General features: G+C 44.0%; 13 protein-coding genes. 8 read left to right on the top strand and 5 right to left on the bottom strand.

Annotation, left to right across the window (positions count from 1 at the left end; genetic code table 11):
* Positions 1-45: 45 nt before the first annotated feature.
* The 3 genes from F6J90_RS18575 to F6J90_RS18565 all read left to right on the top strand — a co-directional run bounded on the left by F6J90_RS18575 (position 46) and on the right by F6J90_RS18565 (position 3539).
* Positions 46-1512, top strand: a complete 1467-nt coding sequence (locus F6J90_RS18575; protein WP_293096575.1) for a c-type cytochrome — start codon at positions 46-48, stop codon at positions 1510-1512.
* 74 nt (positions 1513-1586) lie between these two features.
* Positions 1587-2015 (top strand): hypothetical protein, encoded by a 429-nt coding sequence (locus tag F6J90_RS18570; protein ID WP_293096572.1) that lies wholly within the window; start codon positions 1587-1589, stop codon positions 2013-2015.
* Between the two features lie 75 nt (positions 2016-2090).
* Positions 2091-3539: a c-type cytochrome gene (locus tag F6J90_RS18565; RefSeq protein ID WP_293096569.1), complete on the top strand. Its 1449-nt coding sequence runs from the start codon at positions 2091-2093 to the stop codon at positions 3537-3539.
* Positions 3540-3730: 191 nt separating this feature from the next.
* Here F6J90_RS18565 and F6J90_RS18560 read toward each other — a convergent pair whose 3' ends face one another.
* Both F6J90_RS18560 and cobU read right to left on the bottom strand, forming a co-directional pair.
* Positions 3731-4162, bottom strand: a complete 432-nt coding sequence (locus F6J90_RS18560; protein WP_293096566.1) for a hypothetical protein — start codon at positions 4160-4162, stop codon at positions 3731-3733.
* A 79-nt stretch (positions 4163-4241) separates the two neighbouring features.
* On the bottom strand, positions 4242-4817 hold the full coding sequence (cobU, locus tag F6J90_RS18555) for a bifunctional adenosylcobinamide kinase/adenosylcobinamide-phosphate guanylyltransferase (protein WP_293096563.1): 576 nt from the start codon (positions 4815-4817) through the stop codon (positions 4242-4244).
* Between the two features lie 137 nt (positions 4818-4954).
* On the opposite strand from cobU, the gene F6J90_RS18550 reads away from it, so the two are divergent.
* Positions 4955-5680: a hypothetical protein gene (locus F6J90_RS18550; protein ID WP_293096560.1), complete on the top strand. Its 726-nt coding sequence runs from the start codon at positions 4955-4957 to the stop codon at positions 5678-5680.
* A 573-nt stretch (positions 5681-6253) separates the two neighbouring features.
* Here the strand turns inward: F6J90_RS18550 and F6J90_RS18545 are convergent.
* Entirely contained in the window at positions 6254-7423 is a 1170-nt protein-coding gene (locus tag F6J90_RS18545; RefSeq protein ID WP_293096557.1) for a two-component regulator propeller domain-containing protein, read from the bottom strand.
* A 600-nt stretch (positions 7424-8023) separates the two neighbouring features.
* Between F6J90_RS18545 and F6J90_RS18540 the strand changes: the two genes are divergently transcribed.
* From F6J90_RS18540 to F6J90_RS18530, 3 genes are all read left to right on the top strand, one after another.
* Entirely contained in the window at positions 8024-9454 is a 1431-nt protein-coding gene (locus tag F6J90_RS18540; protein WP_293096554.1) for a form I ribulose bisphosphate carboxylase large subunit, read from the top strand.
* Positions 9455-9534: 80 nt separating this feature from the next.
* The gene (locus tag F6J90_RS18535; protein ID WP_293096551.1) at positions 9535-9924 is read left to right on the top strand and encodes a chaperonin family protein RbcX; all 390 of its coding nucleotides are present in this window, start codon (positions 9535-9537) and stop codon (positions 9922-9924) included.
* An 83-nt stretch (positions 9925-10007) separates the two neighbouring features.
* Positions 10008-10355: a ribulose bisphosphate carboxylase small subunit gene (locus tag F6J90_RS18530; protein WP_293096549.1), complete on the top strand. Its 348-nt coding sequence runs from the start codon at positions 10008-10010 to the stop codon at positions 10353-10355.
* A 353-nt stretch (positions 10356-10708) separates the two neighbouring features.
* Here F6J90_RS18530 and F6J90_RS18525 read toward each other — a convergent pair whose 3' ends face one another.
* The gene (locus tag F6J90_RS18525) at positions 10709-11125 is read right to left on the bottom strand and encodes a hypothetical protein (protein WP_293096546.1); all 417 of its coding nucleotides are present in this window, start codon (positions 11123-11125) and stop codon (positions 10709-10711) included.
* A gap of 55 nt (positions 11126-11180) precedes the next feature.
* Complete coding sequence (locus F6J90_RS18520; RefSeq protein ID WP_293096543.1) at positions 11181-11807, bottom strand: DUF6232 family protein; 627 nt, start codon at positions 11805-11807, stop codon at positions 11181-11183.
* Between the two features lie 137 nt (positions 11808-11944).
* On the opposite strand from F6J90_RS18520, the gene F6J90_RS18515 reads away from it, so the two are divergent.
* The gene (locus tag F6J90_RS18515; protein ID WP_293096540.1) at positions 11945-12295 is read left to right on the top strand and encodes a hypothetical protein; all 351 of its coding nucleotides are present in this window, start codon (positions 11945-11947) and stop codon (positions 12293-12295) included.
* Positions 12296-12416: the final 121 nt, after the last annotated feature.

Below are 12416 nucleotides of genomic sequence, written 5' to 3'. Positions count from 1 at the left end.
ACTGAACACTGACGCACTATTTTATAGATCACAGCTAAGAAACTTATGAGTGAATCAGAAAACCCAACCCTACTCAAGGGTGCTTTAAAAAGCTTAAAGCGGTTTTGGCTTCTTATTATCGGAGTTGTACTGGTCATCACCCTAGTCATCGCTTGGCCGTTGATATCCAACTCCCCAGTTAGATATGCAGATATTAACGACCACTTTAAGTATGGTTCCATCGGCAGCGAGCCAGTGAATGGAGTTCCCTACTGGATCTGGAAAGTACTGCCAGCAATTTTTCCAGATAAGCTACCCGGTGAGGGTTATGCTTCATTAGGCTTTATCTATGAACCAGGGCAAGACAGACCCATTGGCTTTTCAAAGCGTCGGATGTTCGTTGACCGTGTTGGTTTAAATTGTGCAGTTTGCCATGCTGGTACACTGCGAGATACCCGCGATAGTACACCCCGGGTAATCACCACCATGCCTTCCAATACGGTCGATCTATCGGGCTACATCAAGTTAATCTCCGAAGTAGCATTTGATCCACGATTCAACGCTAACCGGATTTTGGCAGAGATTGCAGCCCAAGGGGAAAAGTTCAACCCGATCCAGAAATTGATTTATCGCTACCTGGTTATTCCCCAGACTCGGGATGCTTTAATGGCTCAGGGTAGCCTACTCGCCTTTTTAAATAACCAACCTGATCGCGGTCCCGGGCGGGTGGATACTTTTAATCCCTATAAATCCCTGCAATTTCGCTTCCCGATGGATCAGTTAGACCCTGATGAACTGATTGGTGGTGCAGATTTTCCCTCGATCTGGAATCAGAAGCCTCGTGAGGGTTTGCAGTTGCACTGGGATGGTGATAACGACTCGGTGGATGAGCGGAACCTGAGCGCTGCTTTGGGTGCAGGGGTGACACCAACCACCGTAGATTTGGATGGGATTCAACGGGTTGCTGATTGGCTGTGGGAATTACCACCCCCGCCCTATCCCTATGAGATTAACCAGAATTTGGCAGCAGTGGGTAAGCCAATTTATCAAAACAACTGCGCCAGCTGCCATGCTTTTGGTGGTTCAAAGGTTGGCAAGGTAACACCTATTGAAGAAATTGGTACAGACCGATATCGTCTGGATTCCTACACCTATGAACTGCTTTCTAACCAAAATACCCTCTTTGTAGGCACACCAAGGCGTTTCAAACATTTCCGCAAGACCAATGGCTATGCCAATGTGCCCCTAGATGGAATTTGGCTAAGAGCTCCCTATTTACACAATGGTTCAGTACCAACTCTCAGAGACTTGTTGGAAACCCCCGAAAACCGACCCAAAGAATTCTATCGGGGTGATGATGTTTTCGATCAGGAAAAGGTTGGTTTTGTTTCCGATGTAGCCGAGGATAATACCAAGGAATTCTTTAAGATTGATACAGAAATTCCTGGCAATTTCAAGAGTGGTCACCTGTATGGAACTGACCTATCTCCAGAAGCCAAAGATGCCTTAGTGGAGTACATGAAGACCCTTTAATAAGGGATAACTGGACACATTTTTTTGTGTAAAACAAAATTTTTGACAACAAATAGATTCAACAAAGAGGTTCAATGAACGCTTACGCTAAATGGTTTGGTCGTGTGGTATGGCTTGGCATCATTATCAATGTGGTGTTTTTTGTCATTCCCTTATGCTTCTTCCCAGAAGTCATGCTTTCGTTATTAAAAATGCAAATCCCAGTGCCGATTATCTGGGTACGTGCTGCAGGATTGCTGTTGCTGGAAATCAGTATTTTATACATTCCTGGTGCCATGGATCCCTATCGCTATAAAGCAACAGCTTGGATGTCGATATTGGTCACACGAGGTGGTGGAGCTACGTTTTTTATAACCGCTGTCTTGTTATTTGGTCAAGATCTAGGATTTCTGAGTATCGCTTTGGTTGACCTTTTCTTCGCAGTTATCCAAGGAATTCTATTATTCCTTGCCCTGCAAACTGGACAACCCCTTATTTCAAAAATAGCCAAGGGATTCTCCTAACTTTTCGTAAATAGTGATACTTATCACCTAGCACTGCACTCAGCACTATCTAGCAGTAGGGAGAAAAATAACGTTATGGAAATGGTGAAGACGAAATTAGGGAAAATACTAATAACGATTGTGATTAGTATTTTCTTGCTGGCTGGAGTTGTAGCCTACGTGGGATGGTACAACCTATTTCGAGAAGACCCCAATCCTCCCACCTATTACGATTATGAGTCGCCAGAAGAACACTTCAAGTATGGTTCCATTGGCACAGAAAAGGCTGAAGGTGTACCGTATTTAATTTGGCTGGTGCTTCCCCGGATATTTCCCGATCAACTACCAAGACCGGGTGGTTATACGTCTTTGGGAATTACCTGGGAAGAGGGGAAAGAATTGCCCATTGGCTTTTCTAAAAAAACTATTGGTTTTCCCCGTCAGGGCCTAACCTGTGCTTCCTGTCATACTGCTACATTTCGCGAAAATCCTAAAGATAAACCTACCATTATTTTAGGAGGACCGTCAAGTAAGTTTGATTCTCAAGGCTACCTCCGATTTCTGCAAGCTTGTGCCAATGATCCACGATTTACAGCCGACTATATTCTTGGAGAAATTGGATACAATTATGAACTTTCTTGGTTTGATAAACTACTTTATCGCTATGTAATTATTCCTCAAACTAGGAAATCAATTCTCGAACTTGGGGAAGGATATGCGTGGATGGATTCCCGTCCCGACTGGGGACCTGGTCGGATCTCTCCATTCAACCCTGGCAAGTTTAGATACTTAGAGCAACCTCTAGATGATTCTGTTGACAACTCCGACATGATGTCGATTTGGAATCAAAAGATGCATGAAGGATTTGCCTATCATTGGGATGGCTTAGAAACGTCACTGAGGGAAACCATCCAGACTGGGGCAATCGGTGATGGTGCTACTAGGAAGTCGATTAATATCGAAGGTTTAAAGCGGGTAGAAGATTATATTACTGAATTACCTCCTCCCCCATATCCTTTTGAGGTTAATCAGACATTGGCAGCAAAAGGTAGTGAGATTTTTACCAATACCTGTGCATCCTGCCATGCTTTTGGTGGAGAACGGACAGGAACTGTTATTGAGATCGATGAGATTGGTACTGACCGCAACCGCTTAGATATGTGGACTCAGGAAGCAGCTGATGCTTATAATGAGTACGCTGAAGGCTATGAATGGGACTTTGACTACCTGCGTAAGACTAATGGTTATGTGGCAGTAGCCCTTGATGGACTTTGGCTCAGAGCTCCTTATCTCCATAATGGTTCGGTGCCTAACCTAACAAACCTACTAGAAACTCCTGAGAACCGGACGAAGGTATTTTACCGGGGATATGATGTCTATGATCCGGAAAAAGTCGGCTTTGTCTCGGAGGGAGCCAACGCTGAGAAGGAGGGTTTCAGATACGATACTAGTGTTATAGCTAACGGTAACCAAGGACATCTTTATGGAACTGATTTACCTGAACAGGATAAGAAAGCCTTGATTGAGTATCTGAAAACTCTGTGATCTCCTCAACTTTCTAAAGCACTAGCATATGGGGGAGTTTATCTGCCCCATATGCGGCAATTAAACTAATCGCTTTTAGTGAAATCTTTCACTTTGATTAAATCACACAATTAAATCAAAGTCTTCTATCTAGCAATTATCAAAATAACCAAACTTTTTTTTGGCAACCCTACAAGCTAAAAACTGGTATTTTATTTGTTTCCATTCTCAGTAATTTTGTTTAAGCGATCGCAAATCCCTCTTAGTTTGGTTTGACTACACACTGGATCTCGTGGTGCTGGCAATTCTGTGTTGGGCCATGTGGGTAGATCAAAACAGGGACAACAGGTTGGTGGTATGCCAGCGGTTTTAATGGGTACAGGCATATCACAACGGGAACAAGGCAGTATATCCCACTTGGGTGTTAATAAATCCGCAATTGCTTCCTCAGTTCCTTCCAGGTAACAATCACCAGTCTCTGGTGAAATGACTAGCTGCCAAATCGTTTCAAATTCTTGGCTGTAGTGCTTGCCATTTGTGACTGATTGTGGCTGCATAGCTAAAAAACCATTATGCATCACAACTTTTTTGCCTAACTGGAACCAGTAGGTGAGATAGCGTTTGACTTGTTGTTCAGATGCCATGGCTTTGTTAGTAGTTATTTGTTAGGAGTTATTTTTAATCCCCACTGCTGGTCTCTTCCCCCTCTTGCCATGGATTGGATTAGGTTTGAGGTGATTGGCCAACATTACCATTATAGGGTAATGGTTGACCCAGAGTACTGAGATTAAGCACATGACCACCGGTGACTAAGTAGACTGGATTAGCCAAGTGCCCCAAATAACGCACCACATTTCCCAAGCGATCGCGAAACGCCCTACCCATAGGATAAGCTGGAATCACTCCCCAGCCAGCCTCTTCTGCAACAAAAATTACAGAACCTTTAACCTGGGTCAAACTATTCCATAAGCTTTGTAACGTTTGGTGCCAAACGGTATCATCCTGTTCTAGGCAATTGGCAACCCAGGTTCCTAGAGAATCTACTAACAGGCAGTGATTGATGTCAGAATATTTGGTAATTGTTGCTGCCAAGTCCAGTGGTACCAAAAGGGTTGTCCATGAACTGGGGCGTCGCTGCTGATGTTTTTCAATCCGGGCAAGCCACTCTGGATCATCCGGGTTGGTTGTGGCAGTAGCGACGTATATTACCGATTTGCCAGTCTGCATCGCGAGGGTTTCTGCCCACTCGCTTTTGCCAGACCTGGATGGCCCGGTGACTAAAATTAAATTACTGCTCAATTTGGTACTGGTAAATTTGGTACTATTCAAGGCTATTGGGAGTTATATTGCCATTGCGCGAAAATTAATAAAGCTTATAGTTCAATAATGGGCATCTTCCCCCTTCAAATCAACTATATTTCCTCAAATCAGTCTTCATGAAATCAAAATTGCGACGGATCGAGACAACACTAAATCAGTTAGCAAAAGCTAGTGCCACTGATTCATCACAACCATCCCCAACTGTGGCTGATCAAACTAATCACCAACAAGCAGGTGTAGTAAGTCGTAGAACTAAAAAGGAACCTTCTTTCTCTATGGCAGTACAACCGTTCCCTACTCGCCAGGATGAACAGAAGATACCGACTCTGCCTAGATTGAAATACCCTAAACTGGGAAACCATCGCCATGGTGCTAACCCAGCTTTGGCCATGAATCTGTTGCAAGACATTGAGGGAATTGTTCTGGGTTGGCAGCAGGAACTGCACAAAATCCTCCGGCAAATTCAAGACCTATACTTAGAAGGACCAATTGTTGATGGCTGGTTAGAATCTCAAGCGAGTCAACCCCAAGATGCCATAGGAACCGTAAGACTAGCCAATGGTGACCGGATGATGGACTATGTGGATGAAGGGGTTGAGGAATCGAATACTAATGTTACGTATCAATCTCCTCGTACTGGTTACCGTCTTTGTGGCTTGGATGAGCAGGGTCAATCTTGGTCAAGGTCTTGTCCAGCAGATCAGGTTCCCAGTGTGAGCATGGCAATCGCTCGTTATCAAAAATTGCGACAACTATTAATTCGGAAAAAATACCTCGAAGATCGCCTCAGTCAACTAGCAGAAACATTAACTGTGATGCACTCTCAGCTGAATAGGCCTTAATCAAAGGTGCTGATCGGACCGTCAATTTTTGCGATTGACCTTTGGTCACGCTTCGCGATCGCACTCACTTAGGGTTTACCGAAAAAATTGGGTAATCGCGCCCCGTCCTTATAGGACGGCTTTATTTTTCAGCTAAAACTTGACAGTTTTCACAGAGCGTGTTATGATTATATGATAAATAAAAAACTAAAAAGCTAGATAAATACTATCTAAAAATAAGTAGGCAACGTAAAAAATATGTATCAGATGCATATTGCGTAATTTGGTCTAACGACTCTTTACGTCTATGAAAAAAATTAGATTAAAAAAGTATCTATCTATCTATATAAAAAAAAAGCGATGCAGTGGCCTCACGGGGGTTTCCCCCACTCGCGCTTTGCATCAAGACAAGGTACGGTGGGGCACACCGAAACCTGGGTCATAGACCCTCTACGCTTGGGGAGAGGAGACCTCTATTTTTCCTGGCTCCGGCCTGGTTGAACAAGTCATCTCGTTGAATCAAGAATCCCCGTCCTTCCAGGGCGGGGAGTGTCAATTACTTAGAGTCGATGGTTTGGAAGCTAAAAGCTACATCTAAAAGCTACCTGGAATCTCTCTAACAAAGCCCAAATGGGGCTCGATGCGACCTGTAGTCATGCTCACCCAAGCTAGTCCTTCCGAAGTTCCGATCCACAACTTGTTACCAGTATTAGGAGCTAATGCCAGAATACGACTAGAGGGTAGCTTGCCTAGTTTAGCCAACACTTCTCCACTGTCTCGTTTAATTTTAAATAAGCCATTATCCGTACCAACCCAAACATTACCATCTAGATCAAACTGCACAGCAGTGACATTACGTCCTCTTAGGGGAGTTACAGACCTGAACACTTCGTAAGTGTCTGGGTTAATCACCAGTAAACTATTAGGAGTGCCAGCCCATAGCATTCCCTCCGGTCCTCGGGTCAAGGTTTGTACCGTGTTTCCTGGTAAATCCTTGATGCGAGCAATCACAAAAGCACTAGCAGTATCCACTCGCACTAGCCCTTCTAGAGTCCCCACCCACAGCTGACCCTCTTCATCTAGGGTCAGAGCATTGGCACTGACACCGGGTAATTTTTGTAATGTTGTCATCAACAATCCCTGGTCAGGGCTAATCAGAGCCAGACCGCGATCGCTTCCCACCCAAAGATAGCCACGAGTGTCAATCAACAAAGACAACACATTATTAGACGGTAAGGTATAGTTTTGGGCATTAATTTCATTATTACGGGGGTCTATACGCAATAGTCCTTCATAGGTTCCTACCCAAATCCGCCCTACCCGGTCTTGAGTTATAGCACCAACAGTGTAATTCGGCAGACTGAGGCGAGTGCGGATTTTTCCAGTATTGGGGTCAATTCTAGTTAATCCTAGCCAAGAGCCCACCCAAAGCTCACCCGTAAAATCCGGTTGCAACGCAGACACCCGAAAATCCGCTGGCAGGGGCTGGGTTTCTTGCCTGAGGCGTTGATCAGGCAAAGGTCTAGTGGGAGGCGGAGGGTTTCTCAGGGAGGTGGGGGGGGATACCTCTTTGTTTACAGAGTCAGTGGATAACTGTGTCTGAGCGATCGCTGTTGAAAAATATGATAAATAGTTGTTTGGCTCACTGTCTGGGATTGACACAGGTAAGATTTGCCCCAGCAGTGTAGCACTGACTACCAGGCCGATACGGTTAGTTAACCGGTTAGTTATCCGGTTAGTTAACCAATTAGTTAACCATGCCATTATTTCCACCATCTTGATTAAGCCTTTAGTTGATCAGGACTTACCCTTGCATCCGTTGCACGGGTCCTAATTTTAGGGGCGATTGTCGGGGCGCAATGGTTGCGCCCTCACGATCTATCGCGCAACTGTTCAAGTTTTATTTATCTGGTTTTCTTTTCTAACCCCGCTGCCCAACCTTAGTCAAGCAACCAATTATAGTCAATTTTATGGTTTTTGTGACAAAAGTGTGAGAAATAGTTACATTTCGTCACGTTATAAGAGGAGCTGATACATTCCTAAAGAATATTTGAGGTTCAAGTGATCCAATTACCTGCTATATTTCAAAATGATTAAGAAATTCTGAATTGCCTTAGCGACTTGACCCACTAGCAACCGTGGACTAATCAGCGGAGCGGTGGGGTTAGTAAGTAAAGCTACAGGTAATCGGCAACATTAGCCACAAACAGGTGATTGTGGAATCAGTGTTGTGCCCTTCTTCAGGCTTAGACCACAAGCCTAGATGGGTTGTTTGTTCTCTTAGCTAGGAGCAACACACAACACTAAGAAAAGAAAATCTGTTCTAGCGATAGCAACATTCAGTAGTTCCTAAGGAAGCAACGCATGTCTTACTCATCAACCAGGACTCAGACAAAAGCTGGCTACGATGCCGGTGTAAAAGACTATAAATTAACCTATTATACGCCAGATTATACTCCAAAAGATACGGATATTTTGGCAGCCTTTCGCGTAACACCGCAGCCTGGTGTACCTCCGGAAGAAGCCGGTGCAGCGGTTGCAGCTGAGTCTTCTACGGGTACCTGGACAACAGTTTGGACTGACTTGCTGACTGACCTAGACCGTTACAAAGGTCGTTGCTACGACATCGAACCAGTACGTGGGGAAGACAACCAGTTCATCTGCTTTATTGCCTACCCACTGGATCTGTTTGAAGAAGGCTCAGTCACCAACATGCTGACCTCCATCGTGGGTAACGTTTTTGGTTTCAAAGCTCTGCGAGCACTGCGCTTAGAAGACTTGCGGATTCCCATTGCTTACCTCAAGACCTTCCAAGGACCGCCCCACGGGATTGTTGTAGAGCGGGACAAGTTGAATAAGTATGGTCGTCCTTTGCTTGGTTGTACCATTAAGCCCAAGCTAGGTCTATCCGCTAAGAACTACGGTCGTGCAGTATATGAGTGCTTGCGCGGTGGTCTGGACTTCACCAAAGACGACGAAAACATTAACTCCCAGCCCTTCATGCGCTGGCGCGATCGCTTCCTGTTCGTAGCAGACGCAATCCACAAATCCCAAGCTGAAACTGGCGAAATCAAAGGTCACTACCTCAACGTCACTGCTCCCACCTGCGAGGAGATGATGAAGCGGGCTGAGTTTGCTAAATCCCTCGATATGCCCATCATCATGCACGACTACCTCACTGGTGGCTTTACCGCCAACACCACTCTGGCTCGTTGGTGCCGTGATAATGGGGTTCTGCTGCACATCCACCGCGCTATGCACGCTGTGATTGACCGTCAGAAACACCACGGTATGCACTTCCGGGTCTTGGCTAAGTGCTTACGCATGTCCGGTGGTGACCACCTCCACTCCGGTACTGTAGTCGGTAAGCTTGAAGGTGAGAAAGGTATCACCATGGGCTTCGTTGACCTGATGCGGGAAGACCACATTGAGCAAGACCGCGAACGGGGTATTTACTTCACTCAAGATTGGGCTTCCATGCCTGGTGTAATGCCAGTGGCTTCTGGTGGTATTCACGTTTGGCACATGCCTGCGCTAGTGGAAATCTTTGGTGATGATTCTTGCCTACAATTCGGTGGTGGTACTCTAGGTCACCCATGGGGTAATGCTCCTGGTGCTACTGCAAACCGGGTAGCTCTAGAAGCTTGTATCCAAGCTCGTAACGAAGGTCGTAACCTGATGCGTGAAGGTGGTGACGTGATCCGGGAAGCTGCTAAGTGGAGTCCTGAGTTGGCAGTTGCTTGCGAACTGTGGAAGGAAATCAAGTTCGAGTTCGAGGCAATGGATACAGTCTGATGCCGTTTGAGGTGTGAAGTTTGAAGTGTGAAACGTCATACTTTAGACTTCATACTTTTTCCAAAAGACTGGGTTCAACCATGGATTTAAAACGAGTTGCGAAAGATACAGCCAAGGTGCTCGCTAGCTATATGACCTATCAAGCACTGCGGACAGTGGTAAACCAGTTAAGAGAAACCGACCCTCCCCGAGCGCTTTGGCTACAGTCTTTTTCCTCACAACAAAGTATCCAAGATGGAGACGCTTATCTTGAGGAATTACTGCGGGCTAAACCTGAATTAGCGTTGCGGATTATGACTGTGCGGCAACATATAGCCGAGGAAGTGGCCGAGTTCTTGCCTGAAATGGTTTGCACTACTATCCAGCATTCGAATATAGAACATCGGCGTCGGCATCTTGAGCGCATCACGCAATTCACTATTCCAGATAACCCGACTAATTCTGAACAGCAAACTGATTCGGATACCTAATTGGTTAACCGAAGACGTGACCTGCTATCCCCAAAATTGCATACCTATACTTCAACAGAGAATCAAACACAGAGTCAAAAACTATGAAAACATTACCAAAAGAGCGTCGTTACGAAACCCTTTCCTACTTACCCCCCCTGAGTGACGCTCAGATTATGCGGCAAGTGGAGTACATTTTAGCGGAAGGTTACATCCCTGCGATTGAGTTCAACGAAAGCTCTGAACCAGAGATTTACTACTGGACATTATGGAAACTGCCTTTGTTCAAGGCTACCTCACCTAAAGATGTGCTAGCGGAAGTGGATGAGTGTCGCTCTGAATACCGCGACTGCTATATCCGGGTTGTGGGTTTTGATAACGTTAAGCAGTGCCAAGTTCTCAGTTTCATCATTCACAAGCCCAATGACGGTGTTAGCCGCAGCCGTTGGTAACTGCAGCCTTTACTACTAAAGGCTAAGGTATTGATGCTTGCCTGAAATATTATTATTAGCCCCCCGAGCTTGATCGGGGGGCTGTTTAATTCTTGACCCTAAAATTCAGGGGTGAGGGAGCCAAAGCCCGTTCTGGTTAGGAAATCGCCGTTTTTTTTACAGGGTTTGATTTTAAAAACGTGAGTTCGACAGAGTTAAAAAAGGGCAGGAGGTAATCTACACTCGATAGAAACCCCGGTTGAGTTGAGCACTAAATATTAGATTATGAAATTGATGATATAAGCAAAAATAATTATATCATCAATTTCATAATCTTTTCTAAGTAATGCTTCTATAATTTAGATGCATTTGCCCTAGTTTTTATCCCATTCTTCCAAAGCAGCAATAAAAAAACTAGATGTGGGATGATTGAGGAGTTGTGCCAAAGCTTGAAGGCTTCCTGCTTTTAAGGCACTAAGTATCTTCTGGGACAGTTTTGGGTTGCTTTCAATATGTTCTATGACTTTAGTTGTAATTTTCAACTTTCCACTAATTGTCTCGGTGGAATATGACTTTTCTAGCTGCTCTAGAAGTTGTTGAATCTCGCTTGCAGCTTCAGCAAGATTCCTCTTCTGTTCTGAATTATTATATGTATTACCTGATACATTACCTGATACATTACCTGATACATTACCTGATACATTACCTGATACATTACCTGATACATTACCTGATACATTAATGGGATTATTATTATTATTACCAAGAGTTTTAATCGATTTATCTTCCACCTTTGAGCTCCTTAATCCATTGAATAGATTGACAATAATCAGAGTGTGATAATTTTTAAACCCGGCTCACAACATCCCCTTCAACATTAGCTGATACATTACCTGATACATTACCTGATACATTACCTGATACATTACCTGATACATTACCTGATACATTACCTGATACTATAGTATAAGCAATATCTCCCATGTCCAAAGTTTCAATTTTATTATTATCAAAGTTATAATTAATAGCTTTGGGTTCATTGCTATTCATCACACCATACAAACTCAAAATAACTTTTTGAATAAATTCTTTATCCCTACTTACTAAAATTTTATTCAGGCCATTATTTGTATAAATAGTCATTCCATATTTTTTTATTTTTTTATTTATAGTTTTCTTAGAGTCATAAATTAACCAAGCTCCAATAGCTATAACTACAATTATGTTTGAAGAAAATCCATACAATACAGTAGCCAAAGCTATTATCATTATAATAAATAAAACAATAGAAAGCTTGGTCATTGGCTTTTTATATGTAGCATTCCTGCTCAAATCAACTAATCCGATACTTGTAATATTATGAATTTGGTACACAACATTACCAAATATTAAACTTTTCCCTCTAATCTTTAAAAAAGATGTTTGAACTTCAGTTTGCTCACTAACGTCATCTGGCAGAAAATTACTCAACATACTTTTTTAATTGAACTCAAAATTATGGCTTGATAAAGATTACTGGCGTTGCTGGATTGAAGTTTTAAAGGGTGCATCTCATTAAACCTGTTTGACCCGGTCGGTGGAACGGGCATCTTGGTGGAACGGGCATCTTGGTGGAACGGGCATCTTGGTGGAACGGGCATCTTGGTGGAACGGGCATCTTGGTGGAACGGGCATCTTGGTGGAACGGGCATCTTGGTGGAACGGGCATCTTGGTGGAACGGGCATCTTGGTGGAACGGGCATCTTGGTGGAACGGGCATCTTGGTGGAACGGGCATCTTGGTGGAACGGGCATCTTGGTGGAACGGGCATCTTGGTGGAACGGGCATCTTGGTGGAACGGGCATCTTGCCCGTTATCAATATTTCCGGACGCACTGTTCTAACACTGGCTACCGAGAAAATGAGGGCGAACTGCTCCCTAAGGCACCCTACTGGAATGGCACAGCTAAAATAATGCAATAGTTTTTTCAGCTAAACCTTTGTTAAAACTAGATCCTAGTATTTTTATAAAGCAACATTTAAGGTGTACCAGTCCACTACGCAACTATGCACCTTTACAAAAGTGAGATGCACCAAGTTTTAA

Source organism: Moorena sp. SIOASIH, assembly GCF_010671925.1.
In the GTDB taxonomy this organism is placed as follows: Bacteria; Cyanobacteriota; Cyanobacteriia; order Cyanobacteriales; family Coleofasciculaceae; genus Moorena.
This window is presented reverse-complemented; position numbering and strand designations above follow the sequence as displayed.

Coding starts and splice junctions, on each gene's coding strand:
- F6J90_RS18575 (WP_293096575.1), top strand. CDS start 46: ATGAGTGAATCAGAAAACCCAACCCTACTCAAGGGTGCTTTAAAAAGC.
- F6J90_RS18570 (WP_293096572.1), top strand. CDS start 1,587: ATGAACGCTTACGCTAAATGGTTTGGTCGTGTGGTATGGCTTGGCATC.
- F6J90_RS18565 (WP_293096569.1), top strand. CDS start 2,091: ATGGAAATGGTGAAGACGAAATTAGGGAAAATACTAATAACGATTGTG.
- F6J90_RS18560 (WP_293096566.1), bottom strand. CDS start 4,162: ATGGCATCTGAACAACAAGTCAAACGCTATCTCACCTACTGGTTCCAG.
- F6J90_RS18550 (WP_293096560.1), top strand. CDS start 4,955: ATGAAATCAAAATTGCGACGGATCGAGACAACACTAAATCAGTTAGCA.
- F6J90_RS18545 (WP_293096557.1), bottom strand. CDS start 7,423: ATGGCATGGTTAACTAATTGGTTAACTAACCGGATAACTAACCGGTTA.
- F6J90_RS18540 (WP_293096554.1), top strand. CDS start 8,024: ATGTCTTACTCATCAACCAGGACTCAGACAAAAGCTGGCTACGATGCC.
- F6J90_RS18535 (WP_293096551.1), top strand. CDS start 9,535: ATGGATTTAAAACGAGTTGCGAAAGATACAGCCAAGGTGCTCGCTAGC.
- F6J90_RS18530 (WP_293096549.1), top strand. CDS start 10,008: ATGAAAACATTACCAAAAGAGCGTCGTTACGAAACCCTTTCCTACTTA.
- F6J90_RS18520 (WP_293096543.1), bottom strand. CDS start 11,807: ATGTTGAGTAATTTTCTGCCAGATGACGTTAGTGAGCAAACTGAAGTT.